Raw genomic sequence first — 24,653 nt, forward strand, 5'->3', positions numbered from 1 at the left:
GGGGGTACGCGTACGGCGCGGGGGCACGCGTACGGCGCGGGGGCTGCGCGTACGGCGCGGGGGCGCGCGTGCGGCGCGGGGGCTGCGCGTGCGGCGCCCGGTCCGTCGTGCGTACGGGCTACGGCCAGGTCACCGTCGCCGGCGGGGTGCCGTCGTCCTCGACGCGCAGCCACGCGCCCCCGTCGCCGACGCCGACGTCCACGGTGATCCGCCCGATCCCGGGCCGCCGGTGGGCCGCCGCCAGCGCCCCGCGCAGCGCGGCCAGCAGCTTCCGCGCGGCCGGCTCGTCGACGAGGGTGTCCACCGCCCCGGCGAACCGCACCGAGGGCTGGAAGCCGAGCAGCACCCCCGCCCCGCCGGTCTCCCGCAGCACCCGGCCCCGGAAGGTCGTCGGCGCGTCGGCCGGCGGCTGCTGGAGGGCGAAGATCGCCGTCCGCACCTCCTGGATCGTGGAGTCCAGCTCGTCCACCGCCCGCCCCAGCAGCTCGTCCTCCGCGGCGGAGCAGCCGCCCCTGCGGCGGGTCGACTCCAGCATCATCTCGGTGGCGAACAGCCGCTGGACGACGAGGTCGTGCAGATCGCGGGCGATCCGGTCGCGGTCCTCGAAGACGGCCAGCCGCTCCCGGTCGTGCCGGGCGTCCGCGAGGACCAGCGCGAGCGCCGCCTGCGAGGCGAACTGCGAGGCGAGCAGCCGGTCCACCGCCGAGTACGGCTCGTCGCCCTGGCGGCGGGGGAGGGCCAGCGTGCCGATCAGCCGCCCGCCGCTGCGCAGCGGCAGCATCATCGACGGGCCGAAGCGGGAGCGGACGGGCGTGGTCATCCGGGGATCGGTGGCCGAGTCCTCGATGAAGACCGGTTCCCCGCCGAGGAGCTGGACGAGGACGGCGGAGCCGGGCCGGATGGTGGTGCCGACCAGCTCGCCGGGGTCCTCCGTGGTGGACGCGGTGACGATCTCCATCCCGCCCTCGGGGGTGGGCTGGAGGATCACCCCGGCCGCCGCCCCGGCGAGGATCCGGGCCTGTTCGGCGACGGTCATCAGGGCGTCCTCGGCGGACTCGCCGGTGAGCAGGGCCGTGGTGACGGCCGCCGCGCCCTCGATCCACCGCTCGCGCTGGCGGGCGGTCTCGTAGAGCCGGGCGTTGCCGATGGCGATGCCCGCCTGGGCGGCGAGGACCCGCAGCAGCGCCAGGTCCTCCCCGGAGAAGCCGCCCGCCTTGCCGGAGAGGTGCAGATGGCCGAAGACCTGCGTGTGCACCCGGATCGGGACGCCGAGCTCCCCGTGCGGGCCGTCCGGGAGCCGCCGGACGAGGGCCCGCTCCTCCTCGGTCATCCCGGTGGTGAAGAGGCCGGTGAGCCGGGGGCGTTCGGGGTCCAGGACCCCCAGCGCCCCGCGGCGCGCCCCGACGAGCCCGGTCGCCGAGTCCACGATGTGCTGGAGCGTGGCCCGGAGTTCGAGGTCCGTGCCGACGCCGAGGACGGCTTCGAGCAGCATCGGCAGCCGGGCCCGCTCGCCTTCCGGCTCCCGCTCCCCTTCCCGCTCCGCTTCCTCGTCCTCAGCCATGAGCACCATGGTCTCATCCACGTACGAATCGGGTGATGTCGGGATTGGTCACTCCGTCAGGTCGTCGGCGAACGCGCGGTCCCGGTCGTTCTCCCGGCCGTCCTCCCTGGCGCGGTCGGTGAAGTCGTCCGCGAGCCCGCGGTGGTCGCCCAGCGGGTCGAGGACCATCGGCTGGACCTTGCCCTCCAGCATCGCGCCCAGGCCCAGCACGGCGCAGACGTCGGGCCGTTCGGCGATGTGCACCGGCATGCCGGTGGCGTCCCGCAGCATCTGGTCCAGGCCCGGGAGCAGCGCGCTGCCGCCGACCATCATGATCCCGCGGTCGGCGAGGTCGGCCACGAGGTCCGGCGGGCAGTCCCGGAGCACCTTCCCGATGCCGTCGAGCACCGCCGTCAGCGGGGTGTGGATCGCCTCCCGCACGGCCGCCGTGTCGACGGTGACCGAGCGGGCCAGGCCGGTGGCCACGTCCCGGCCGTGGATCTCGGTGGAGACCGGCCCGCCCGGGGTGAGGCCGTTGCCGCTCAGCGCGAGCTGGAGCGGGCGCACCGACTGGCTGGGCAGCATCAGCTCGTGGTGGTGGCGCAGGTGCTGGATGATCGCGTGGTCGATGGCGTCGCCGCCGACCGGGATCCGCTCCGCCGTCACGATCGCGCCGAGCGAGAGCACCGCGACCTGGGTCGTCGCCGCCCCGCACACCATGATCATGGTCGCGGTCGGCTGCTCCACCGGCAGCCCGCAGCCCACGGCCGCCGCGATCAGCGTGTCGACCAGCTCGACCCGGCGCGCCCCGAGGCCCACCAGGGTCTCCACGGCGGCGCGCTGGGCGAGCGGGTCGCTGTCGTGCGGGGTGCAGGCGGCGGCGCGCAGCCGGGGCTTGCGGCGCAGCTGGCGGCGCAGCTTCTCGCCGAGGAGGTGGCGGAGCATCCGCTGGGCCATCTCGATGTCGACGACGGTGCCGCCGGAGACCGGGCGCACGACCCGGATGTAGTCGGGGGTCCGGCCGGTCATCTTCTCGGCGAAGGCGCCGACCGCGATCAGCGCTCCGGTGCGGGTGTTGACGGCGGCGACGCTCGGCTCGTCGACGACGAGCCCGGCCCCCTTGACGAAGACCCGGGTGCGGGCGGCACCCAGGTCGACGGCGACGTGGCAACGGCGCAGTTGCTCAAGGCTGACGGTCACGGCGGATCCTCCGGGGTGCGGTGCTGACACGGGCGAGGTGTCGCGGTTCGGGTTCCCTGTTCGCATCGTGCGACCGCCGGGCCCGCCGCGCGCGCTGAGCTGAGCCGCCCGGGGTGGGGCGAGGGGGCCGGGGAGGGGTGGAGGAAGGGGCGAGGGGGTGGTGGAGGAAGGGGCGAGGGAAGGGGCGAGGAGGGGGGGGAGGAAGGGCCGGGGGAGGGCGGCGGAGGCGGGTCGGGGGAAGCGGCGGAGGGAGGGGCGGAGGAGGGTCGGGGGAGCGTGGCGGAGTCGGGGCCGGGACAGGGTCGGGGTGGGTACGGGGTCGGGCCGAACCGGGAGAATCATGACGGCACGGCGCTCACCTGCGGTTTCCTCACAAGATCCTCACGTCCTCGCCTCCCCGGGGCCGCCCCGGCCGTCCTAGCCTGCGAGCCCCATGGACTACTGCCACGCGTGCCGGAGGCATCTCAACGGGGCCCTCGCCTGTGCCGGGTGCGGAACTCCCGTCGAGCGGCTGCGGTACGACGCCCCCCACCCCCCGTCCCGTCCGGCGCCCCACGAGGCCGCCGCGACACCGGAGCCGTACGCGGAGCCCCACCCGGCCCCGTACGCCGAAGGACCCCTCGGCTCCCCCGAGCCTCTCCACTCCCCGGAACCTCTCCACTCCCCGGGCCCCCTCCGCCCTCCCGGCCCCCTCGGTGCCCAGGACCCCTTCTCCTCCCCGGACCCCCTCGCCCCGCTCGCTCCCGAGCACGTCCACGAGCTGGACCCGGTCGTGCCGCCGAGGTCCGCCGGGCGGGTGCGCCGCCGGAGGCGGTCGCGCGGCCGGCCGGTCGTGCTGGGGACGCTGGGCCTCGTGCTCGCGGCCGGTTCGCTGGGCCTGGCGCAGGCGGCCTTCGAGGACCCGGAGGAGAAGGGCGGCTCCGCGACGGCGGTGGAGGAGCTGGAGGTCACCGAGACCCCCCTGCCGCCCGCCCTGCCGAGCCGCAGCCCGGACGGGGAGGAGTCCCGGGAGGAGCGGGCGGGCGACGGCGACCGCCTCGCCGGGACCCCGTCGGGCCCGGCCGCGCCCACCGGCCGCCCCCGCCCCGCCGGCACGGGCTCGGGGGCCGGCTCCGGCACGGGCGCGCCCCGCGGGGAAGCTTCCGGGACGGGCGGGGGCACTGGGACGCGTACGGGCGCAGGCGCGGGCGCAGGTACGGGTACGGGCGCAGGTACGGGCACGGGTACGGGGACCGGCGCGGGGCGGGGCGGCGGCGCGTCCGCGACGGCCGCGTCCCCGTCCGGCACTCCCGCGCCCTCCTCCACGACGCCGGTCGCACCGACGCCCACCGCCGCCCCGCAGGGCGAGCGGCCCGGCGGGGCGCCGAGCGCGTCGGCCCCGCCCACCGCCCCGGCCCCGTCCGGCTCGGGCGGCGCCCGGCCCACCGCGACGGCCCCGGCGCCGACGACACCCGCGCCGGAGCCCTCGGAGACCTGCACCCGCTTCCTGTGGTGGTGCGTGTAGGGGCTCGTCCCGCCCCTCGGGGACGTCAGGCCGCGTCCTCGCCCAGCATCCGGCGCAGCAGGTCCCGGAGCAGGGTGCGCTCCACGCCGGTCAGCTCGCCGAGGGGCTCGCGCGCGAAGCGGAGCGAGTCCCGCAGGCGGCGGGCGGTGTCCCGGCCCTCGTCGGTGGGGGCGGCCAGTTTGACCCGGCGGTCGGCCGGGTCGGGGCGCCGCTCGACCAGGCCCCGGGACTCCAGGCGGTCGATGATCCCCGTGACGTTGGACGGCTCGCACTTGAGCTTCTCGGCGATCTTCCGCATCGGCGTGGGCTCCAGGGCGAGCAGCCCGAGGACGCGGGCCTGCGCGCCGGTCAGCGAGTGCGAGGCGGCGGCCTCCTCGTACTCCTGGTGGTAGCGCGCCACGACCGTGCCGATCAGCTCGACGACTTCGAGGGTCACGGGGTCGCTGTGTGAGGTGGGCATGGGCGCCATCGTACTCCGATGCTTGACAACATGAAATATTCAGGCGCATGGTTGTTTCATCAAGTGAAGCTTTTCCCCTCCGGAGGTCCCGCCGATGACCGCTCTGCCCGCCACCAGCCGCGAATGGCACCTCGTCGCCCGCCCGAACGGCTGGCCCGCCCCCACCGACTTCGCCCTCCGCGAGGTCCCGGTCGAGGCGCCCGCCGAAGGCCGGATCCTGGTGCGGAACCTCCACTTCTCGGTCGACCCGTACATGCGCGGCCGGATGAACGACGTGAAGTCCTACGTCCCGCCGTTCAAGCTCGACCACCCGATGGACGGCGGCGCGGTCGGCGTCGTCGTCGCGTCGAACGCGGAGGGCTTCGCCGAGGGCGACCACGTCCTGCACGGCCTCGGCTGGCGTGAGTACGCCGCCGTGCCCGCCCAGCACGCCACCAAGGTGGACCCGGAGCTCGCCCCGCTCTCCACGTACCTCGGCGTGCTCGGCATGACCGGCCTCACCGCCTACGCGGGCCTCTTCGAGACCGCCTCTTTCAAGGAGGGCGACGCCGTCTTCGTCTCCGGCGCGGCCGGCGCGGTCGGCAGCCAGGTCGGCCAGCTCGCCAGGCTGAAGGGCGCCTCCCGCGTCATCGGCTCGGCCGGCTCCGACGAGAAGGTGAAGTGGCTGGTCGAGGAGCTCGGCTTCGACGCCGCCTTCAACTACAAGAACGGCCCCGTCCGCGACCAGCTCCGCGAGGCCGCCCCGGACGGCATCGACGTCTACTTCGACAACGTGGGCGGCGACCACCTGGAGGCCGCGATCTCCTCGCTCAACGTGCACGGCCGCGCCGCCATCTGCGGCATGATCGCGCAGTACAACGAGACGGAGCCGGTCCCCGGCCCGCGCAACATGGCGCTGATCATCGGCAAGCGGCTCCGCCTCCAGGGCGTCCTGGTCGGCGACCACTACGGCCTCCAGCAGAAGTTCGTCGAGGAGGTCGGCGGCTGGCTGCGCTCCGGCGAGCTGAAGTACCGCGAGACCTTCGCCGAGGGCATCGAGAGCGGCGTGGACGCCTTCCTCGGTCTGCTCCGCGGCGACAACACCGGAAAGATGATCGTCTCGCTGGACCGGTAGGCTTCCCCCAGCCGTCGCGATCGTGGGCGCGAGTCGAGACGGGAAGAAGAAAGCGGAAACCAGCATGTCCATCCAGCACTCCGAGGTTCTCTACACCGCCGTCGCCACCGCGGAGAACGGCCGTGACGGCCGCGTCGCCACGGACGACGGCAAGCTCGACGTCGTCGTCAACCCGCCCAAGGCCATGGGCGGCTCCGGCGAGGGCACCAACCCCGAGCAGCTCTTCGCGGCCGGCTACAGCGCCTGCTTCCAGGGCGCCCTCGGCGTCGTCGCGCGGAACGAGAACGCGGACATCTCCGGCTCGACGGTCACCGCCGAGGTCGGCATCGGCAAGAACGATGACGGCTTCGGCATCATCGTCAAGATCTCGGCCTCCATCCCGAACGTGGACGCCGAGACCGCCAAGAGCCTGATCGAGAAGGCCCACCAGGTCTGCCCGTACTCCAAGGCGACCCGCGGCAACATCACGGTCGAGCTCGCCGTCTGAGCCACGCCGGACGCACGGCGTGCGGGCCGCACCCCCACCGACCGGGGTGCGGCCCGCACGTGCGTGCGGACCGGGCGATCTGTCCCGATAGGCTGCCCGCATGCGTGATTTCGGGGTGGGTTTCGGTCATCTGGTCCAGGGCCAGAAGTGGGTGGCGCAGCACGGACGCCGGTTCGGCTTCGGGCTGTTGCCCGGTCTGGTGGCGCTCGTCCTCTATGTCGCCGCGCTGGGCCTCCTCGCCTTCAACGCGACCGAGCTGGTGGCCTGGGCGACCCCCGTCGCCGACGACTGGTCCGACCTGTGGCGGGACATCTTCCGCAACGCCATGACGGCCCTCCTCGTCGGCTTCGGCGTCTTCCTCGCCGTCGTCACCTTCACCGCCGTCACCCTCCTCATCGGCCAGCCCTTCTACGAGACCCTCTCCGAGGACGTCGACCGCAGCCAGGGCGGCGAGGTCCCCGAGTCCGGTCTGCCGCTCTGGCGCGAGCTGCTGATCTCCGCCCGCGACAGCCTGCGGGTGCTGCTCCGGGTCGCCTTCTACGCGGTGCTCCTCTTCGCCTGCGGCTTCATCCCCGTCGTCGGCCAGACCGTCGTCCCCGCCCTCGGCTTCTGCGTCTCCGGCTTCTTCCTCACCGAGGAGCTGACCGCCGTCGCCCTCCAGCGCCGGGGCGTGGAGCTCAAGGAGCGCCTGGCGCTGCTGCGCGGCCGGCGCGGGGCCGCCCTCGGCTTCGGCGTCCCGCTGGCCCTCGTCTTCGTCGTCCCCTTCGTGGCCGTCTTCCTGATGCCCGGCGCCGTCGCCGGCGCCACCCTCATGGCCCGCGACCTGCGCGGCGAGACGGGCGACGGGACCGGCGAAGAAAACGATCAAGAACACGGCAACCTTTCCTCCCCGGGCGGCGACCAGGGGGTGCACCACATCCCCCACGGAGGAAGTCACCCATGACGTCACACAAGCGCAGGACCGGCCGCCGCAGGGCACTCGTCGGCGGCCTGGCCGCCTTCGGGATCACCGCCGGCGCCCTCGTCGCGAGCGACCTGCTCGCCCCGGCGGGCGCGGCCCCCGCGGCCCCCGCCGCCGTCCCCGCCTGGCCCGCGGCCAAGGGGGACAGGCCGGTCCCCGCCACCATCGAGGTCTCCGGCACCTACGACGGCAGGCTCAGGCGCTTCTCCGGCACCGGCGACCTCGGCTCCGACGGCCAGGACGAGAACCAGCCGCCGCTCTTCGTCCTGGAGGACGGCGCCACCCTCAAGAACGTCGTGCTCGGCACCCCCGCCGCCGACGGCGTCCACTGCCTGGGCAGCTGCACCCTCCAGAACGTCTGGTGGGAGAACGTCGGCGAGGACGCCGCCACCTTCAAGGGCACCTCGGCGAACGCCGTCCACACCGTCTACGGCGGCGGCGCCCGCGGCGCCTCCGACAAGGTCTTCCAGTTCAACGGCGCCGGCAAGCTCGTCGTCACCAAGTTCCAGGTCTCCGACTTCGGCAAGCTCGTCCGCTCCTGCGGCAACTGCAAGAAGCAGTACAAGCGCACCGTCGTCGTCAGCGACGTCGACATCACCGCCCCCGGCAAGTCGATCGTCGGCGTCAACGCCAACCACGGCGACACCGCCGCCCTCCGGAACGTCCGGATCCACGGCGACACCAAGAAGAAGATCAGGCCCTGCACCCGCTTCACCGGCAACAGCACCGGCAAGGAGCCCGTGGAGACCGGCACCGGCCCCGACGGCACCACCTGCCGCTACACGGCCTCCGACGTCTCGTACGACTAGAGCGGTCCGCCGGGTCGGTCCGCCGGGTCAGTCCCCCAGGACCGGATGCAGTTCCGGTCGGGCGTCCCACCAGTCCTGGTGGAAGGCGTTGTTGGCGACGTTCGCCAGATAGGCCTCGGCCGCCGCCCGGTACAGCAGCTCCGCGTGCCGGGCGGAGACCGCGGAGCGGTTCCAGGCGAGGCGGATGCGGCCGGTGACCGGGTCGCCCTCCAGGGGGCGGAGGACCGTGCCCTCGGTGGGCGGGGCGGTCGGCTGGCTGAGGGAGATCGCGCGGCCCGAGGCGATCAGGTCGTAGTGGATCTTCCGGTCGGCGACCCGGTGCCGCAGGGCCGGGGTGAAACCGGCCCGTTCGCAGGCGGCGACGAGCGCCTCCGGCCCCCCGTCGTCGTCCTCCACCAGCGTCATCCAGGACTCGTCCGCCAGCTCGGCCAGCGCGATCCGCTCCTTCGCCGCGAGCCGGTGCTCCGCCGAGAGCCGCACGCAGAACGGCTCCTTGGCCACCAGGGTGCGGGCCGTCGTCCCCTGCGGCAGCGGCACCTCGTGGTCGTTGACCTCGCCGTACAGCACCGCGTCGTACCGGCCCGCGCCGAGCTGCCGGGTCAGCGTCGTCGCGGACTGCTCCACGGTCACCGAGATCTCCCGGCCCGCGACGACCTGGTCGAGCCGCCCCAGCAGCTTGTCGACGAGGACGAGCAGGATGCAGCCGAGCCGCAGCGGGGTGTCCGGGTCGACGGCCCGCGCCCCGGCCGCCAGGGCGTCCATCTCGCCGAGCACCAGCCGGGCCTTGGAGAGGACGAACTCGCCCAGCGGAGTGGGCTCCACACCGTGCCGGCCGCGCAGGAAGAGCTCCCCGCCGGCGACCCGCTCGATCCGCTTCAGCTGGGCCGAGAGCGCCGGCTGCGAGACGCCGAGCCGGAGTGCCGCCCGGCCCAGACTGCCCGCCTCCGCTATCCGGCAGACGGCTTCCAGATGCCTCAACTCCAGCTGCATCTCAGCAGCGTACGCAGCGCCGCGCGACCGCACCATAACCCGCGTCTTATGCCGGATGAGATGTCCCGAACCAGTCATGTCCACGCCCATACTCGGCGCGACGATCCGTCTCCCCCACCCTTGAACGGAGCACGACGTTGCACCCCACCAGACTCACGGCGGCCGTGGCCGCCCTGGCCCTCTCCGCGAGCCTCGCCACCGCCCTCGCCGGGACCGCCGCCGCCGCTCCCCAGGCGCAGCCGGTCCCGCCGGGCCACGGCAAGTCCCTGGCGCTCGCCGCCGCGGACACCGCCGCCGCCAGCGGCCTCGACGAGCTGCGGCACGGCGCCGACGAGGACCTCGTCCGGACGTCCGTCACCCCCTGGGCGAACGGCCTCTACTACGCCGCCTACCAGCGGACGTACAAGGGCCTCCCGGTCCACGGCGGCGGCGACGCCGTCGTGCTCACCGACTCCGCGGGGAAGGTCCGCGACGTCACCGGCTCCGCCGCCCCGGCCATCTCGGTCCCCACGACCGCGAAGGTCACCGCGGCCGCGGCCCTCGCCACCGCGCGCGGCCAACTGGCCGCCGTGGAGAGCGCGGACGCCCCCGAGCTGACCGTGCTCCTCAAGGACGGCAAGCCCGTCCTCGCCTGGCACACCCTGGTCGTCGGCCGCACCGCGAAGGGCCTGCCCAGCTCCCTCGACACCTACGTCGACGCCCGCACCGGCAAGGTCGCCCGGGCCACCGACAAGGTGATGCACGCCGAGGGCCGCGGCTACCACAACGGCAACGTCACCATCGACACCGCCGCCTCCTCGATGACCGACACCAGCCGCGGCGGCTTCAAGTGCGGCGGCCAGAACGGCAGCGCGTACACCGGCTCCTCCCCGTGGGGCAACAACGGCGCCAACGACCTGGTGACCGCCTGCGTCGACATCATGTACGCGGCGCAGAAGGAACACTCCATGCTCAAGGAGTGGTTCGGCTACAACGGCCAGAACGGCCAGGGCGGCATGGTCCCGGCCCGCGCCGGCCTCTCCGAGGTCAACGCCTACTACGACGGCACGAAGACGACCTACGGGCGGGCCCAGACCGGCTCGAACCAGCTCACCGGCATCGACGTCGTCGCCCACGAGTACGGCCACGAGATCTTCGACCGCACCCCGGGCTCCGCCGGCTCGTCCAACGAGAACGGCGGCATGAACGAGTCGACCGGCGACATCTTCGGCGCGCTCACCGAGCACTACGCCAACAACCCGAACGACACCCCGGACTACACGGTCGGCGAGAAGGTCAACTTCTTCGGCGACGGCAAGCCGATCCGGAACATGTACAACCCCTCGCTGGTCGGCGGCGACCCCAACTGCTACCCCCAGCTGACCTCCGGCACCGAGGTCCACGCCGCGGCCGGCCCGCAGAACCACTGGTTCTACCTGCTCGCCGAGGGCTCCAACCCGGGCGGCGGCAAGCCCTCCAGCCCCATATGTTCCGGCGGCCCGTCCTCCGTGACCGGCATCGGCATCCAGAAGGCCGGAAAGATCTTCATGGGCGCCCTGCTGATGAAGACCTCCTCCTGGAACCACCCCGCGGCCCGCCGCGCCACCCTCACCTCCGCGAAGAACACCTACGGCTCCGCCGAGTGCAACGCGGTGAAGGCGGCCTGGAACGCGGTCGGCGTCCCCGCCCAGTCCGGCGAGACCGACTGCGGCGGCACCTCCACCCCGGACTTCACGCTCTCCCTGAACCCGTCCTCGGGCTCGGTCCAGCCGGGCGGCTCGGTCACCTCGACCGTCGCCACCAGCACCACCGGCGGCAGCGCGCAGACCGTGCAGCTCTCCGCGAGCGGCGCCCCGAGCGGCGTCACCGTCTCCTTCAGCCCCTCCTCGGTGACCTCCGGCGGCTCCTCGACGATGACCGTCCAGGTCGCCGCGGGCACCGCGAACGGCACGTACCCGATCACCGTCACCGGTACGGGCTCCGCCACGCACACCGTCACCTACCAGCTGGCGGTCGGCACCACCGTCCCGGAGCCCACGGGCTGCGACGCCACCGAGTACACCTACCAGGGCAGCCTGACCTCCGGGCAGGCCGCGGTCCAGCCGAACGGCTCGTACTACTACTCGGCGACGGCCGGCACCCACGTCGGCTGCCTGCGCGGCCCGGCCGGCACCGACTACGACCTCTACCTCCAGAAGTGGAACGGGTCGGCCTGGGCGGACGTGGCCGTCGGCGGCACCGCCGGCGCCGACGAGGACACCAGCTACTACGGCACCGCGGGCTACTACCGCTACGTCGTGCACGCCTACAGCGGCTCCGGCGCCTACACGCTGGGCCTGAGCGCCCCGTAACGGGCGAAGAGCACCCGGGGGCGGGGCCCTGACCCCCGTCCCCGGGCGGGCGGGCCGTGCGGGGGACCGGGGGTTCCGCCGCACGGCCCCCCGGGCCGGGCCGCCTCGTCCCGGGCGGTCCGGCCCTTTCCCGTACCCCCGGCTCCCGCCGGGCTCAGCCCGCCTCGGCCAGGACGAAGCCCGGCTCCCGGGGGCCGGCGGCGGCGAGAACCCCTCCGTCGGGGCCCCAGATCCCGGACCGGCCGCCGCCCTCGCCGGCCTCGCTCGGCCCGAGGGAGTTGCCGAGCACCACGAAGAGGCCGAAGTCCCGGGCCCGCACCGGGTAGACGGTCTCGAAGGAGTCGTTGCCGTCCTCCAGCATCGAGCTGGCCAGGTAGACCGCGCAGCCGTCGGCGGCGGCCCGCCCGGCGAGCTCCGGGAAGCGGTTGTCGTAGCAGGTGGCGAGCGCGAACCGCACCCCGTCGAGCGTGAACCGCCCGTCCTCGGTGCCCGCCGTGAAGGTGTCCTGCTCGGGGCCGTGGAAGAGGTGCCGCTTGTCGTAGCGGGCGAGCGTCGCGCCGTCCGGGCCGATCACCAGCGAAGCCAGGCCGGGGAGCGGACCCCCGCCCCGCACCGGCCCGTTGACCACCGCGGCCGTCCCCGCCGCCCGGCAGGCCGCCCGCAGCGGCGCGAGCCGGGGGTCGTCCTCGGCCAGGACCAGCGACGGGTCCTGCCGGATCAGGGCCGGCTCGTAGCCGGTGAGCGACAGCTCCGCGAAGACGACGAGCCGGGCCCCGGCGGCCCCGGCCTCCCGGACCGTCCCGGCGATCGTGCGGACATTGGCCTCGACGTCCCCGGCGACCGGGGCGAACTGGGCGGCGGCGATCAGCATGGCCCCATGGTCTCAGTCCCGCCGCGGCCCGGGGGGAGGGGGCTGTGTCCCCTCGTCCCCGCGCAGCAGCCGGACGAAGTCCCGGAAGGCGCCGGGCATGTCGACCGAGGACGGATCCAGGAGCCACTGGTACTGGAGGCCGTCCATCACGGCGGTGAGCAGCGGCGCCGCCCGCTCCGGGGTGAGCCCGCCCGGCAGCCGCTCGCCGAACTCCAGCCGCAGCACGTCCGCCATGTTGGCCCGCACCTGCGCGTACCGCTCGGTGAAGAAGGCCCGCGCCGGATGCCCGTCCGTGACGCTCTCGCCGAGCAGCGCCGAGAAGGTCTGGACGATCCCCGGCCGCATCGCGTTGTACTCGACCAGCGAGTCCAGCAGGTCGAGCCGCCAGCCCTCGCGGTCCCGGCCGCCGCTGGTGTCCCAGCGGTCGCGCTCCTCCAGGACGGCGACGAGCAGCGCCTCCTTGGTGGGGAAGTAGTGCAGCAGGCCCTGCTGGGTCAGCCCCACGCGCTCGGCGACCGAGCCCAGCGTGGCGCCCCGGTAGCCGCGCTCGGCGATCACCTCCAGGGCGGCGCGCAGGATCTCCGCGCGGCGCTCCTCGCTCCTGGTCCGTGCCATCGTCGGCCCCCTTTCCGCAGGTCCCCGTCCCGAGGACCGTACGCCATGGTGTATATAACGAAAAAGTAACATCACCTACCGATCTACAGGTAGGTGTGCCCATCATGGCGGCACCAGCACTTCAACGCGGAGGTACGGACGTGAACGACGACGCCCTGCGCGAGGCAGCCGTCGAGGCCGCGCTCGCCCAGCTCGACCTGGACGCCAAGACCCGCCTGCTCGGCGGCCGGGACATGTGGTCCCTGCCCGCCCTGCCGGAGATCGGCCTCGCCCCGCTCGTGATGTCCGACGGCCCCATCGGCGTCCGCGGCGTCCGCTGGACCGCCGACGACCCGTCCGTCGCCCTCCCGTCCCCGACCGCCCTCGCCGCCACCTGGGACCCCGCCCTCGCCCGCCGGGCCGGCCGCCTCCTCGCTCAGGAGGCCCGCCGCAAGGGCGTCCACGTGCTGCTCGCCCCCACCGTCAACCTGCACCGCACCCCGCTCGGAGGCCGCCACTTCGAGGCGTACAGCGAGGACCCGTACCTCACCGGCGCCATCGGCACCGGCTACGTCCGGGGCGTCCAGGACGGCGGCGTCGGCACCACCGTCAAGCACTTCGTCGCCAACGACGCCGAGACCGACCGCTTCACCGTCGACAACGCGGTCGCCCCCCGCCCGCTCCGCGAGCTCTACCTCGCCCCCTTCGAGGCGATCGTCACCAACGCCCACCCCTGGGGCATCATGACCGCGTACAACCAGGTCAACGGCGTGACGATGACCGAGCACCGCTACCTCGTCAACGAGGTCCTGCGCGGCGAGTGGGGCTTCGACGGCTTCAACGTCTCCGACTGGATGGCCGCCCGCTCCACCACCGGCGACATCGCCGGCGGCCTCGACGTCGCCATGCCCGGCCCCGACACCGTCTACGGCGAGCACCTCGCCGCCGCCGTCCGGGCCGGCGAGGCCGACGAGTCCGCCGTCGACGCCGCCGTGCGCAACGTCCTCCGGCTCGCCGCCCGCGTCGGCGCCCTCGAAGGCGCCCCCGCCGCGGTCACCGAGCACCCCGCCCCGATCGACGGCGACGCCCTCGCCCGAGAGATCGCCCGCCGCGGCTTCGTCCTCGTCCGCAACGAGCACGGCGCCCTGCCGCTGAGGCCCGGCACCGTCGCCCTCTCCGGCGCCGCCGCCCGCGACGCCCGCGTCCTCGGCGGCGGCTCCGCCCAGGTCTTCCCCGAGCACGTCGTCTCCCCGCTCGACGGCCTCGCCGCCGCCCTGCCGGACGGGGCCCTGACCTATGCGATCGGCGCCGACCCCAGCGACGAACTCGCCCCCGCCGACCAGGGATTCACCCTCCGCGCGGTCTGCCGCGACGCCGCCGGCACCGTCCTCGGCGAGGGCACCCTGCCCAACGGCCAGGTCCAGTGGATCGGCGACGACCTCCCGGCCGGCGTCACCCACGACGCCCTCGCCTCCATCGAGGTCACCGGCACCTTCACCCCCCGCGAGACCGGCGCCCACGCCTTCGGCACCCGCGGCCTCGGCGCCTTCGTCCTCACCGTCGACGGCACCGAACTCTTCGACGGCGTGCAGGAGATGGGCCCCGAGACCGACCCCTTCGAAGCCTTCTTCGGCTCCCCGGTCGAGCGCGGCACCCTCGACCTCACCGCGGGCGAGACCGTCGAGGTCTCCCTCCGGCACACCCTCGCCAAGGAGTTCGCCGCCCCGCTCCCCGCCGTCATGTTCTCCTTCGTCCACCTCGCGCCCCGCCGCGACCCCGACGAACTGATCACCGAAGCCGTCGAGGCCGCCCGCACCGCCGACACCGCCGTCGTGGTCGTCGCCACCACCGAACGCGTCGAGTCCGAGGGCTTCGACCGGCGGGACCTCGCCCTCCCCGGCCGCCAGGACGACCTGGTCCGCGCCGTCGCCGCCGTCAACCCGAACACCGTCGTCGTCGTCAACGCCGGCTCCCCGGTCGAACTGCCCTGGCGCGACGACGTCGCCGCGATCCTGCTGAGCTGGTTCCCCGGCCAGGAGGGCGGCGCCGCCCTCGCCGACGTCCTCACCGGCGCCGAGGAGCCCGGCGGCCGCCTCCCCACCACCTGGCCCGCCGCCCTCGCCGACGCCCCCGTCACCGAGGTCACCCCCACCGACGGCGTCCTCGACTACGCCGAGGGCCTCTTCGTCGGCTACCGCGCCTGGGACAAGGCCGGCGCCGTCCCCGCGTACCCCTTCGGCCACGGCCTCGGCTACACCACCTGGACCTACGAGTCCCTGGACGCCGGCCCCGAGGCCGTCACCGTCCGCCTCACCAACACCGGCGACCGCCCCGGCCGCGAGACCGTGCAGATCTACCTCGCCCCGACCGACGACACCGTGGAGCGCCCCGCCCGCTGGCTCGCCGCCTTCGCCGGCGTCGAGGCCGCGCCCGGCGAGACCGTCGAGGCCGTCATCGCCCTCCCGCGCCGCGCCTTCGAGATCTGGGACGAGGCGCGGCACGCCTGGACCCCGGTCCCCGGCCGCTACGAGGTCCACGCCGCCCACTCGCTGACCGACCCGCGCCTGACCGCCACCGTGGAGATCTAGGACCTGTCCGGCGATCCCGCACACGGCCCCGGGGCGGCGGACCTGACGCCCGCCGCCCCGGGGCTACTCCGCCGTGATCCGCCGGTACGCCAGCTCCGCGAGGCGCGCCTGGCCCTCGCGGCTCGGATGGAACCAGTCCCAGGCGCTCAGCAGCGAGGCGTCGAAGCGGAAGCCGAAGACCGCGCCGCCGTCGTACCGGCAGAGCGCGTCCCGCGCGCACACCTCGCCGAGGACCCGGTTGTACGCCGCGACCCGCCCGGCCACGGAGGCGCGCCGCTCCTCGGCCGCCGCCCCCAGGTCCTCCGGGTCGGCCAGCATCGAACCGCAGACGCCCAGCTCCCACACCCGCCGGGCCGGCGGCTCCGCCCGCCCGGTGTCCCACAGCCGCCGCAGGTCCGGCACGCTCGCCACGTACACCCGCGCCTTCGGGGCGTCCTTCCGCAACCGGGCCAGCGCCGTCTCGAAGGAGCGGCGGAAGTCCGCCACCGGCGTCATCCCCGCCGGGGTCGGCCGGCAGGCGTCGTTGGCGCCGATCATCACCGTGACCAGTCCGGGCCGCTCGGCCGCCGCCCGGGCCATCTGCGCCGGGAGGGCCGCCATCCGCGCCCCGCTCTGCGCGAGGTTCCAGCTGTTCCCCGCGAGCTTCCCGGGCCCGAGGAGCCGCAGCGCCAGGCTGTTCACCGCCGGGTCCGTCCCCGTCGCCCAGGACGCCTCCGGGCAGTCCGCGAGCAGCGCGCAGGCGTCGAAGGCGCGGGTGACGGAGTCGCCGACGGCGGCGACGGACGCGGGCGGGACGGCCCACGCCGAGGCGGGCGTGGGGGTGGCCGTGGGCTTCGGCCGCGCCGGGGCGGCCGCTTCGCCGCCGGGACCGGGCGAGCCGGCGCAGCCCGCGAGCGCGGCGGCCGTGAGCAGCGCTCCCACGACGGCGGTACGGATGCGGCGTCGGCCGTGCGGCACCGGCCCCCTCCTTCGTGCTGACGTCCTGGCGGGTGAAAGCTTCGTGTCCACCCGCCCCCGGACCGACCGTACGTCACCCCGAGGACGGCGCGGCACGGTAGCTTTTCCCCCGTCGAACCAGCGGCGCGCCCGCGCCGGCCGGCTCCGGTAAATTACATCACGTCACATGCTGTCCCTTTTTAGAAGGTTTGCGGAGTTATTCGCCTGATGCTGTTTGCCGAGGCCGCTGGGAAGGCGAACCTCGTCCCACACTGGAGGTCCCGGTGACGACACGTGGAGTCCTGTACGTACACTCCGCACCGCGCGCGCTCTGCCCGCACGTCGAATGGGCGGTGGCGGGCGTCCTCGGTGCGAGGGTCCAGCTCGACTGGATCCGCCAGCCCGCGGCCCCCGGCACCTGGAGAGCCGAGTTCTCCTGGCAGGGCGAGACCGGCACCGCCTCCAGACTCGCCTCCGCCCTGCGCGGCTGGCAGATGCTCCGCTTCGAGGTGACGGCCGAGCCCTGCCCCACCGCCGAGGGCGAGCGCTACAGCGCCACCCCCGACCTGGGCATCTTCCACGCCGTCACCGGCATGCACGGCGACATCCTCGTCCCCGAGGACCGGCTCCGCGCCGCCCTCGCGCGGGCCGCGCAGGGCGAGACGGTCCTGGAGGCCGAGGTCGCCAAACTCCTCGGCAAGCCCTGGGACGACGAACTGGAACCCTTCCGGTACGCCGGCGAGGGCGCCCCGGTCCGCTGGCTTCACCAGGTCGTCTGAGCGCGTTCACCCGGGGGCTGTAGCTTCCCGCCCCGAGGCGCGCAGGGCGCGCGCGGGGCGGGGGACGGATGTTGAAGGGTCTGCGGAGGACGGGCGCGGCGGTCACCGTCCTGCTGGGAGCGGGGGTCCTGAGCGCCTCCATGGCGCTCCTGTCGGGCCTCGCCTACCAGGTGGTGGCCGGCGACCCCACCGCCCATCTGGTGGCCTGGTCCCTGGGCGCGCTGCTCACGGGTCTGGTGGTCTTCGGCGTCGCGGGCGTCCTCTGGGACGACGAAGTGGAGCCGGGGAAGCCCGCGCAGCCGCCCGCCCCGGCGTCCGGCTCCGCGCCCGGAGCCGCCGCGGAGGGCTCCGCCGGTACGCCTGACACCGCCGCCGCCCCTGCCGCCGCCGCTGCCGCGACGGGGGAGAGCGACTGGTACGGGATCCTCGTCTTCGTCCTCGTGCTGCTCGGCCTGCTCGTCGGGGGGCCCTTCGGGATCGCCGGGTACGAGTCCCTGACCGACCGGCCCGCCCCGGTCTCCGTCCCCCGCTGAAACGCCGTCGGCCCGCCCCTCCGGGTGGAGGGGCGGGCCGACGGGAGGCCGGGACTCAGACGCTCCGGAAGGCGAGGACCACGTTGTGGCCGCCGAAGCCGAAGGAGTTGTTGACCGCGGCGATCGTGCCCTCGGGGAGGGCGCGGGGCTCGTCGCGGACGATGTCGGCCTCGACCTCGGGGTCCAGGTCGTCGACGTTGATGGTCGGCGGGGCCAGGCGGTGGTGGAGCGCCAGGACCGTCGCGACGGTCTCGATGCCGCCCGCGCCGCCGAGGAGGTGGCCCGTCATCGACTTGGTCGCGGAGACCGCCACGTGGTCGAGGTCGTCGCCGAAGACCTGCCGCAGCGCCTTGATCTCGGCGACGTCGCCCTGCGGCGTCGACGTGGCGTGCGCGTTGAGGTGGACGACCTCCGACGGCTTCAGGTCGGTGGTCTCCAGGAGGTGCCGGAGCGCGGAGGCGATGCCCCGGCCGGACGGCTCGGGCTGCGCGATGTGGTGGCTGTCGGCCGACAGGCCCTGGCCGAGCGCCTCGCAGTAGATCTTCGCGCCGCGGGCCTTGGCGTGCTCCTCGGACTCCAGGATCACGACGCCGGCGCCCTCGCCGAGCACGAAGCCGTCGCGCGCGGTGTCGTAGGGGCGCGAGGCCTTCGCGGGCTCGTCGTTGTTCTTGGACATCGCCATCATGTTGGCGAAGGCGGCGATCGGCAGCGGGTGGATCGCGGCCTCGGTGCCGCCGGCGACGACCACGTCGGCACGGCCGCTGCGGATCATCTCGATGGCGTAGCCGATCGCCTCGGCGCCCGACGCGCAGGCGGAGACCGGGGTGTGGACGCCGGCGCGGGCGTTCACCTCCAGGCCCACGTTGGCGGAGGGGCCGTTGGGCATGAGCATGGGCACGGTGTGCGGGGAGACGCGGCGGACGCCCTTCTCCTTCAGCACGTCGTACTGGTCGAGCAGCGTGGTGACACCGCCGATGCCGGAGGCGATGACGGAACCGAGCCGCTCGGGCGCGATCCGCTCGTCCTCGCCGGCCGGGCCGGTGTAGCCCGCGTCGGCCCACGCCTCGCGGGCCGCGATCAGCGCGAACTGCGCCGAGCGGTCCAGCTTGCGGGCCAGCGGGCGGGGGAGCACGTCGCCCGGGTCGACCGCCGCGGTCGCGGCGATCTGGACGGGCAGTTCGGCGAAGCGCTCGCCCTCCAGGGGCTTGACGCCGGAGCGTCCCGCAAGAAGACCTTCCCAGGTCGTTGCGGAGTCGCCACCCAGCGGTGTGGTTGCGCCGATACCGGTGACGACCACGGTGCGATTGGTCGAGCTCACAGGAATTCGTTCTCCATGTGTGTGATGGTCGAAAGACGGCGCCACCGCCGGGTGGCGGACCGAATCAGCGGGGACCGGGCCCGGTGGGGCCTGGTCCACCAGGGCCGAATCAGGCCTGGTGCTTGAGGATGTAGTCGACGGCGTCGCCCACGGTCTTGAGGTTCTTGACGTCCTCGTCGGGGATCTTGACGTCGAAGCGCTCCTCGGCGGCGACGACGACCTCGACCATGGACAGGGAGTCGACGTCCAGGTCGTCGGTGAAGGACTTGTCCAGCTGGACGTCCTCGACCGGGATGCCGGCGATCTCGTTCACGATCTCGGCGAGACCTTCGACGAGCTGCTCCTGGGTGAAGGCCATGGTGGCGCTCCTTCTGTGGTTGCTTCGGTGGGTTGGCTTCCGGGAGGTCCCGGTCGCCTAGGGGAGAGTAACGACCGTCGCGGCGAACACGAGACCCGCCCCGAAGCCGATGACGAGCGCGGTGTCGCCGCTCTTCGCCTGTCCGGTCGCCAGGAGCCGCTCCATCGCGAGCGGGATCGAGGCGGCCGAGGTGTTGCCGGTCGTCTCCACGTCACGGGCGACCGTGACGTGCTCCGGCAGCTTCAGGGTCTTCACCATCGAGTCGATGATCCGCATGTTGGCCTGGTGCGGGATGAAGACGTCCAGGTCGTCCGCCGTGATGCCGGCGGCGTCGAGCGCCTGCTGGGCGACCTTCGCCATCTCGAAGACGGCCCAGCGGAAGACCGCCTGGCCCTCCTGCGTGATGGCGGGGAACTTGATCTCGCCGGCCTCGTTGAGCGGCAGGTTCGACACGTCGCCCGCGTGGAACTCGTTCCACGGCACGGTCTGCTTGATCGTCTCCGACTTGTCGCCCTCGGAACCCCAGACGGTGGGGCCGATGTGCGGCACGTCGGAGGGGCCGACCACGACCGCGCCGGCGCCGTCGCCGAACAGGAAGGCCGTCGCGCGGTCCTCCAGGTCCGTCAGGTCGCTCAGGCGCTCGACGCCGATCACGAGGACGTACTCCGCGGAGCCCTCGACGATCATGCCCTTGGCGAGGGTCAGGCCGTAGCCGAAACCGGCGCAGCCCGCGGAGATGTCGAACGCGGCCGGCTTCCCGGCGCCGATCTTGTCGGCGATCTCGGTGGCGACGGCCGGGGTCTGCTTGAAGTGCGAGACCGTCGAGACGACGACCGCACCGATCTGCTCGGGGGCGATGCCGGCCTCGGCGATCGCCTTGCCGGACGCCTCCACCGACATCGCGGTGACGGTCTCCTCGGGGGAGGCCCAGTGGCGGGTGGCGATGCCCGAGCGCGAGCGGATCCACTCGTCGGACGAGTCGATCTTCTCGAGGATCACCTCGTTCGGCACGACCCGGGCGGGGCGGTAGCCGCCGACGCCCATGATCCGCGCGTACGGGGCGCCCTTGCTGGGCTTGATCTTCGACATGCTTCTCGACACTCCTCGTCAGACGGCCGTGTGCTCGGCGACGAGCGTACGGGCCGCGTCCAGGTCGTCGGGAGTCTTGAGGGCCACGGTGGCCACGCCCGGCAGGGCGCGCTTGGCGATGCCCGTGAGGGTTCCGCCCGGGCACACCTCGATCAGCGCGGTCGCGCCGAGGGCCTGGAAGGTCTCCATGCACAGGTCCCAGCGGACCGGGCTGGCGACCTGGCCGACCAGGCGCGTGAGGACCTCCGCGCCGGTGTCGACGGAACGGCCGTCCTTGTTGGAGACGTACGTCACGGTCGGGTCGGACGGGGACAGCTCCCGCGCGGCCTGGTCCAGGGTGGCGACGGCCGGGGCCATGTGGTGCGTGTGGAAGGCGCCGGCGACCTTGAGCGCGACGACCCGGCGGACGCCCTCGGGCTTGTCGGCGTCCAGGGCGGCCAGCTGCTCCAGCGTGCCGGCGGCCACGATCTGGCCCGCGCCGTTCACGTTGGCCGGGGTCAGGCCCAGCTTCTCCAGGTGCGGGACGGTCACCTCGGGGTCGCCGCCGAGCAGCGCCGACATGCCGGTGGGGGCGATCGCGGCGGCCTCGGCCATCGCCAGGCCGCGGGTGCGGACCAGCTTCAGGGCGGCGGTGTCGTCGAGGACGCCCGCGAACGCGGCCGCGGTGAACTCGCCGACGCTGTGCCCGGCGACCGCGCCGGGGTTCACGTCGCCGAGGGCGGCGGCGGAGAGGAGGCCGGCCGCGACGAGCAGCGGCTGGGCCACGGCGGTGTCGCGGATGTCGTCCGCGTCCGCCTTCGTGCCGTAGTGGACGAGGTCGAGCCCGATGGCGTCGGACCAGGCCGCGAGGCGGTCGGCGGCGCCGGGGAGGTCGAGCCAGGGAGTCAGGAAGCCAGGCGTCTGGGCGCCTTGGCCGGGAGCGACGAGTACGAGCACCCTCACACTCTCTCTTGGGGACGGTGTCCGGCGCCCGTGGGGACTAGGACGAAGAACCGTCGGGGGAATTGTCGGTGTTCGACAAAAGTCTAGGACTGCCCCTCCGCCTCGGCCAAGCGTCCGAGGATGAGGGCGATCCGCAGGGTGAAGGCGGAACGGACGTCGGAGGGTGACCACCCGGTGACGTCGGTCACACGTCGAAGCCGGTAGCGCACGGTGTTCGGGTGGACGAAGAGCATCCTCGCCGCGCCTTCGAGACTGCTGGCCTGCTCCAGGTAGACACTCAGAGTTTCCAGCAGCGCCGAACCCGCTTCCTCCAGCGGTCTGTAGATCTCCTCCACCAACTGCTCGCGGGCCGAAGGGTCGGAGGCGATGGCGCGCTCCGGAAGGAGATCGTCCGCGAGGACCGGCCGGGGCGCGTCCTGCCACGCCGTGCACGCCTTGAGCCCGGCCGCCGCGGCCTGCGCGGAGCGGGTCGCCGCCAGCAGGTCGGGCACCACGGGCCCGGCCACCACCGGGCCGGGCGCGTACGGCCCGATCAGGGACTTCGCCACGCCGAGCGGATTGTCGGAGCCGCCCGCGATCACCACGAGCCGGTCGCCGAGCACCCCGGTGAGCACCTGGAGCTTGGCGTGCCGGGCGGCCCGCCGGATCGCCTCCACGGTCAGCTCGCTGTCGCCGTCGGGAGCGGTGCCGAGCACCACGCACACGTGGTCCGGCGAGTTCCAGCCGAGGGCGGCGGCCCGGGACACGGCGCCCTCGTCCGCCTCCCCGGACAGCACCGCGTTCACCACCAGCGACTCCAGGCGGGCGTCCCACGCACCGCGCGCCTCCGCCGCCTGCGCGTACACCTGCGCGGTGGCGAAGGCGATCTCCCGCGCGTACACGAGGAGCGCCTCGCGCAGCACGGACTCGTCGCCCGGGGCGGCGACCTCCTCGATCGCCACCTCCATGACCTCGATGGTCGTCCGCACCATCTCCACGGTCTGCCGCAGCGTGATCGCCCGGGTCAGCTCCCTGGGCGCCGTGCCGAAGACGTCCGTCGAGATCGCCTGGGGGGTCTCCGGGTGCCGGAACCACTCCGTGAACGCGGCGATGCCGGCCTGCGCGACCAGACCGATCCACGAACGGTTCTCGGGCGGCATCGCCCGGTACCACGGCAGCGTCTCGTCCATGCGGGCGATGGCGTTCGCGGCGAGCCGCCCGGAGGACTGTTCGAGGCGCTTCAGGGTCGCGGTGTGCGGATGAGCGGCGTTCACGGGTTCAGACACGGGGACAAGACTGCCTCATCCGGGCACCGACGTGCGGGGTCGGGGCGGTTTCGCCCCGGCGGGCCGCGCTACCGTACGTGGGGTGATACGCATCCAGCGCGCGGCCGAGCGGTACCCCGGCGGCGACCCGGCGGCGGGCGTCGAGACCCGGCACGCCCTGTCCTTCGGGCCGTACTACGACCCCGACAACCTCCGCTTCGGCGGCCTGCTCGCCGTCAACGAGGAGCGGCTCGCCCCCGGCGCCGGATTCGACGAGCACCCCCACTCCCACACGGAGATCGTGACCTGGGTGGTGGAGGGCGAGCTCACCCACCGCGACTCGGCGGGCCACGAGACCGTCGTCCGCCCCGGCGACCTCCAGCACCTGTCCGCCGCGGCCGGCGTCCGGCACGTCGAGCGCAACGACGGCGCCGCGCCCCTGGCCTTCGTCCAGATGTGGCTGGCCCCCCGCGAGACCGGCGGGGACCCCTCGTACGACCTGGTCCGGGAGCTGCCCGGACGCTACGACCTGCCGGCGGCGGGCGCGGTCCTGAGCGTCCACCGCCCGGCGGCGGGCGAGCGGGTGGCGCTGCCCGCCGCGGACGCCGTCTACGTCCACGTGGTCCGGGGGACGGTCGGCCTGGCGGGCGAGGAGCTGACGGCGGGCGACGCGGCCCGGATCACGGCGGAGGCGGAGCTCACGGCCGTGGCGGCGGCCCCGGCCGAACTGCTGGTGTGGGAGTTCCGCGACTGAGGCGGGGGCCGGTGCCGCGCCCCGCGCGGGTCAGCGCAGGGCGCTCTTCGCCTTCCAGTCCGCCCAGGAGACGTTCCACGCCCCGTAGCCGTTGCCCTCCGCGACGACCCCCTTCGTGTCGCCGCCCCTGATCTCGAAGGGATCGCCGACGTTGACGCTCGCGTAGAAGGACTTCGCGTCGGCGGAGCTCATGCCGATGCAGCCGGAGCTCTTGTTGGCCCTGCCGAAGTACGCCGCGTTCCACGGCGCCGCGTGGGCGTACATGCCCGACCAGGTGAGCCGCAGCGAGTAGTCGACCAGCTTGTCGTAGGCGTCGCCGAGCCCGACCGTCTCGGAGTTCATCCGGATGGTGCCCTCCTTGGCCATGAGCACGGCCGTGCCCCGCCACGACCGCTTGTCGCCGCCGGGCGTCCCGCCCGAGACCGGTACGGTCCGCACCGTCCGGCCCCCTTTCACCAGCGTCAGCCGCTTCGCGTCGAGGTCCACCCGCACCACCTGCGCCGCGCCGACGGTGAAGCCGGTCCGGTAGTCCCGCACGAACCAGCCGTCGCCGGAGTCCGTGCCGTTCAGGTCGGCCTCCAGGGTGACCTTCGTGCCGGGCCTCCAGTACTCCCGGGGCCGCCAGTCGATCCGGTCGCGGCCGGAGTGGTCGGTGATCCAGCCCCACGAGCCCTCGGTGCCGTTCGAGGTCGTGACCCTCAACTGCCGCTCCACGTCGGCCTTCCGGGTCACCGGCCGGTCGAAGACGATCGACAGCGGCTGCCCGACGCCCACGGTCGTGCCCTTCCCCGGCGCCAGCGTCAGCCGGTTGACCCGCTCCGCCGCCGCCGTGCTGAAGGAGGACCGGGTCGTCGTCTCCTTCCCGCCGGAGCTCCGCGAGACGACCTCCACCGTGTACGAGGTCCCCGGCGCCGCCTTGCGGTCCGAGGTCCACCGGCCCCCGCCCGCCGCGGCCCGGCCGGCCAGCCGCCCGCCCTTCGCGTCCGTGACCGTCACCGACGCCAGCGTCCCGCCGGCCGCCGTCACCGCCACCGGCTTCCCCGCCTCCCGCGCCACGACGGTCACCTTCGCGGGCGGCCCGTCCTGCCCGGCGGGCGCGGCGGAGGACCCGGGACCGCTCGCGGCCCCGGCCGAGCAGGCGGTGAGGGAGACGGCGAGGGCGACGGCGGCCAGGGCGGGACGGGGCGTGCGTATCGGCGGCACGGGGCACCTCCGGAGGAGAGGAAAAGGGGTGGGACGCCCGGACTCTAGG

22 protein-coding genes and 1 pseudogene are annotated in these 24,653 nt (G+C 74.0%); 10 read left to right on the forward strand and 13 right to left on the reverse strand.

The features are described 5' to 3' along the window. Nucleotides 1-118: 118 nt before the first annotated feature. Both IE326_RS18550 and IE326_RS18555 read right to left on the reverse strand, forming a co-directional pair. Complete coding sequence (locus IE326_RS18550; protein ID WP_229915394.1) at nucleotides 119-1,561, reverse strand: sensor histidine kinase; 1,443 nt, start codon at nucleotides 1,559-1,561, stop codon at nucleotides 119-121. Between the two features lie 150 nt (nucleotides 1,562-1,711). Continuing rightward, nucleotides 1,712-2,740: pseudogene (locus tag IE326_RS18555) on the reverse strand (rod shape-determining protein); the annotation flags it as partial. A gap of 433 nt (nucleotides 2,741-3,173) precedes the next feature. On the opposite strand from IE326_RS18555, the gene IE326_RS18560 reads away from it, so the two are divergent. Continuing rightward, entirely contained in the window at nucleotides 3,174-4,244 is a 1,071-nt protein-coding gene (locus tag IE326_RS18560; protein WP_190042079.1) for an SCO2400 family protein, read from the forward strand. Nucleotides 4,245-4,269: 25 nt separating this feature from the next. Here IE326_RS18560 and IE326_RS18565 read toward each other — a convergent pair whose 3' ends face one another. Then, nucleotides 4,270-4,704 carry a MarR family winged helix-turn-helix transcriptional regulator gene (locus IE326_RS18565; protein ID WP_150228015.1) on the reverse strand — a complete coding sequence of 145 codons (435 nt, stop codon included), beginning with the start codon at nucleotides 4,702-4,704 and terminating at the stop codon, nucleotides 4,270-4,272. Between the two features lie 94 nt (nucleotides 4,705-4,798). Between IE326_RS18565 and IE326_RS18570 the strand changes: the two genes are divergently transcribed. The 4 genes from IE326_RS18570 to IE326_RS18585 all read left to right on the forward strand — a co-directional run bounded on the left by IE326_RS18570 (nucleotide 4,799) and on the right by IE326_RS18585 (nucleotide 8,075). Next, nucleotides 4,799-5,818: an NADP-dependent oxidoreductase gene (locus IE326_RS18570; protein ID WP_150228014.1), complete on the forward strand. Its 1,020-nt coding sequence runs from the start codon at nucleotides 4,799-4,801 to the stop codon at nucleotides 5,816-5,818. Nucleotides 5,819-5,882: 64 nt separating this feature from the next. Beyond that, on the forward strand, nucleotides 5,883-6,305 hold the full coding sequence (locus IE326_RS18575; protein ID WP_150228013.1) for an organic hydroperoxide resistance protein: 423 nt from the start codon (nucleotides 5,883-5,885) through the stop codon (nucleotides 6,303-6,305). 100 nt (nucleotides 6,306-6,405) lie between these two features. Then, on the forward strand, nucleotides 6,406-7,248 hold the full coding sequence (locus IE326_RS18580) for an EI24 domain-containing protein (RefSeq protein ID WP_150228012.1): 843 nt from the start codon (nucleotides 6,406-6,408) through the stop codon (nucleotides 7,246-7,248). Further along, nucleotides 7,245-8,075 carry a pectate lyase gene (locus IE326_RS18585; RefSeq protein WP_190042080.1) on the forward strand — a complete coding sequence of 277 codons (831 nt, stop codon included), beginning with the start codon at nucleotides 7,245-7,247 and terminating at the stop codon, nucleotides 8,073-8,075. The genes IE326_RS18580 and IE326_RS18585 overlap by 4 nt, the downstream gene beginning before the upstream one ends. A gap of 27 nt (nucleotides 8,076-8,102) precedes the next feature. Here the strand turns inward: IE326_RS18585 and IE326_RS18590 are convergent, their stop codons facing one another. Further along, nucleotides 8,103-9,065, reverse strand: a complete 963-nt coding sequence (locus IE326_RS18590; RefSeq protein ID WP_150228010.1) for a LysR family transcriptional regulator — start codon at nucleotides 9,063-9,065, stop codon at nucleotides 8,103-8,105. 137 nt (nucleotides 9,066-9,202) lie between these two features. Between IE326_RS18590 and IE326_RS18595 the strand changes: the two genes are divergently transcribed. Further along, complete coding sequence (locus IE326_RS18595; RefSeq protein ID WP_229915395.1) at nucleotides 9,203-11,395, forward strand: M4 family metallopeptidase; 2,193 nt, start codon at nucleotides 9,203-9,205, stop codon at nucleotides 11,393-11,395. Between the two features lie 154 nt (nucleotides 11,396-11,549). On the opposite strand, the gene IE326_RS18600 is transcribed toward IE326_RS18595, so the two are convergent. Next, nucleotides 11,550-12,266 (reverse strand): carbon-nitrogen hydrolase family protein, encoded by a 717-nt coding sequence (locus IE326_RS18600; RefSeq protein WP_190042081.1) that lies wholly within the window; start codon nucleotides 12,264-12,266, stop codon nucleotides 11,550-11,552. A gap of 12 nt (nucleotides 12,267-12,278) precedes the next feature. Continuing rightward, entirely contained in the window at nucleotides 12,279-12,881 is a 603-nt protein-coding gene (locus tag IE326_RS18605) for a TetR/AcrR family transcriptional regulator (protein ID WP_150228008.1), read from the reverse strand. A gap of 104 nt (nucleotides 12,882-12,985) precedes the next feature. Between IE326_RS18605 and IE326_RS18610 the strand changes: the two genes are divergently transcribed. After that, the gene (locus IE326_RS18610) at nucleotides 12,986-15,448 is read left to right on the forward strand and encodes a glycoside hydrolase family 3 protein (protein WP_190042082.1); all 2,463 of its coding nucleotides are present in this window, start codon (nucleotides 12,986-12,988) and stop codon (nucleotides 15,446-15,448) included. A gap of 63 nt (nucleotides 15,449-15,511) precedes the next feature. Here the strand turns inward: IE326_RS18610 and IE326_RS18615 are convergent, their stop codons facing one another. Next, nucleotides 15,512-16,405, reverse strand: coding sequence for an SGNH/GDSL hydrolase family protein (locus tag IE326_RS18615; protein ID WP_190042083.1), 894 nt, complete (start codon nucleotides 16,403-16,405; stop codon nucleotides 15,512-15,514). Nucleotides 16,406-16,668: 263 nt separating this feature from the next. On the opposite strand from IE326_RS18615, the gene IE326_RS18620 reads away from it, so the two are divergent. Beyond that, nucleotides 16,669-17,163: a DUF3145 domain-containing protein gene (locus IE326_RS18620; protein WP_150228006.1), complete on the forward strand. Its 495-nt coding sequence runs from the start codon at nucleotides 16,669-16,671 to the stop codon at nucleotides 17,161-17,163. Between the two features lie 68 nt (nucleotides 17,164-17,231). Then, nucleotides 17,232-17,696: a hypothetical protein gene (locus tag IE326_RS18625; RefSeq protein WP_150228005.1), complete on the forward strand. Its 465-nt coding sequence runs from the start codon at nucleotides 17,232-17,234 to the stop codon at nucleotides 17,694-17,696. A 55-nt stretch (nucleotides 17,697-17,751) separates the two neighbouring features. Here the strand turns inward: IE326_RS18625 and fabF are convergent, their stop codons facing one another. The 5 genes from fabF to fasR form a co-directional block, all read right to left on the reverse strand. After that, entirely contained in the window at nucleotides 17,752-19,014 is a 1,263-nt protein-coding gene (gene fabF, locus IE326_RS18630) for a beta-ketoacyl-ACP synthase II (protein ID WP_150228004.1), read from the reverse strand. A gap of 109 nt (nucleotides 19,015-19,123) precedes the next feature. Next, a complete protein-coding gene (locus IE326_RS18635) occupies nucleotides 19,124-19,372 on the reverse strand; it encodes an acyl carrier protein (RefSeq protein ID WP_030756408.1) in 249 nt (82 codons plus the stop codon). A 57-nt stretch (nucleotides 19,373-19,429) separates the two neighbouring features. Then, complete coding sequence (locus tag IE326_RS18640) at nucleotides 19,430-20,461, reverse strand: ketoacyl-ACP synthase III (protein ID WP_190042084.1); 1,032 nt, start codon at nucleotides 20,459-20,461, stop codon at nucleotides 19,430-19,432. Between the two features lie 18 nt (nucleotides 20,462-20,479). Further along, nucleotides 20,480-21,397 carry an ACP S-malonyltransferase gene (locus IE326_RS18645; protein ID WP_150228002.1) on the reverse strand — a complete coding sequence of 306 codons (918 nt, stop codon included), beginning with the start codon at nucleotides 21,395-21,397 and terminating at the stop codon, nucleotides 20,480-20,482. Nucleotides 21,398-21,486: 89 nt separating this feature from the next. Beyond that, nucleotides 21,487-22,668, reverse strand: a complete 1,182-nt coding sequence (fasR, locus tag IE326_RS18650) for a fatty acid biosynthesis transcriptional regulator FasR (RefSeq protein WP_150228001.1) — start codon at nucleotides 22,666-22,668, stop codon at nucleotides 21,487-21,489. Between the two features lie 82 nt (nucleotides 22,669-22,750). Here fasR and IE326_RS18655 point away from each other — a divergent pair, with 82 nt between their 5' ends. Further along, nucleotides 22,751-23,401: a pirin family protein gene (locus IE326_RS18655; RefSeq protein ID WP_373310212.1), complete on the forward strand. Its 651-nt coding sequence runs from the start codon at nucleotides 22,751-22,753 to the stop codon at nucleotides 23,399-23,401. A 30-nt stretch (nucleotides 23,402-23,431) separates the two neighbouring features. Here IE326_RS18655 and IE326_RS18660 read toward each other — a convergent pair whose 3' ends face one another. Continuing rightward, nucleotides 23,432-24,604, reverse strand: coding sequence for a L,D-transpeptidase (locus IE326_RS18660; RefSeq protein WP_190042085.1), 1,173 nt, complete (start codon nucleotides 24,602-24,604; stop codon nucleotides 23,432-23,434). Nucleotides 24,605-24,653: the final 49 nt, after the last annotated feature.

This window comes from Streptomyces filamentosus (genome assembly GCF_014654895.1).
Classification (GTDB): domain Bacteria; phylum Actinomycetota; class Actinomycetes; order Streptomycetales; family Streptomycetaceae; genus Streptomyces; species Streptomyces filamentosus.

Excerpts from the sequence above, each read along its gene's own strand:
- IE326_RS18600 (WP_190042081.1), bottom strand. The coding sequence starts at position 12,266 with ATGCTGATCGCCGCCGCCCAGTTCGCCCCGGTCGCCGGGGACGTCGAG.
- IE326_RS18625 (WP_150228005.1), top strand. The coding sequence starts at position 17,232 with ATGTTGAAGGGTCTGCGGAGGACGGGCGCGGCGGTCACCGTCCTGCTG.
- IE326_RS18550 (WP_229915394.1), bottom strand. The coding sequence starts at position 1,561 with ATGGCTGAGGACGAGGAAGCGGAGCGGGAAGGGGAGCGGGAGCCGGAA.
- IE326_RS18585 (WP_190042080.1), top strand. The coding sequence starts at position 7,245 with ATGACGTCACACAAGCGCAGGACCGGCCGCCGCAGGGCACTCGTCGGC.
- IE326_RS18640 (WP_190042084.1), bottom strand. The coding sequence starts at position 20,461 with ATGTCGAAGATCAAGCCCAGCAAGGGCGCCCCGTACGCGCGGATCATG.
- IE326_RS18580 (WP_150228012.1), top strand. The coding sequence starts at position 6,406 with ATGCGTGATTTCGGGGTGGGTTTCGGTCATCTGGTCCAGGGCCAGAAG.
- IE326_RS18605 (WP_150228008.1), bottom strand. The coding sequence starts at position 12,881 with ATGGCACGGACCAGGAGCGAGGAGCGCCGCGCGGAGATCCTGCGCGCC.
- IE326_RS18635 (WP_030756408.1), bottom strand. The coding sequence starts at position 19,372 with ATGGCCTTCACCCAGGAGCAGCTCGTCGAAGGTCTCGCCGAGATCGTG.
- IE326_RS18610 (WP_190042082.1), top strand. The coding sequence starts at position 12,986 with ATGGCGGCACCAGCACTTCAACGCGGAGGTACGGACGTGAACGACGAC.
- IE326_RS18565 (WP_150228015.1), bottom strand. The coding sequence starts at position 4,704 with ATGCCCACCTCACACAGCGACCCCGTGACCCTCGAAGTCGTCGAGCTG.
- IE326_RS18575 (WP_150228013.1), top strand. The coding sequence starts at position 5,883 with ATGTCCATCCAGCACTCCGAGGTTCTCTACACCGCCGTCGCCACCGCG.
- IE326_RS18570 (WP_150228014.1), top strand. The coding sequence starts at position 4,799 with ATGACCGCTCTGCCCGCCACCAGCCGCGAATGGCACCTCGTCGCCCGC.
- IE326_RS18560 (WP_190042079.1), top strand. The coding sequence starts at position 3,174 with ATGGACTACTGCCACGCGTGCCGGAGGCATCTCAACGGGGCCCTCGCC.
- IE326_RS18590 (WP_150228010.1), bottom strand. The coding sequence starts at position 9,065 with ATGCAGCTGGAGTTGAGGCATCTGGAAGCCGTCTGCCGGATAGCGGAG.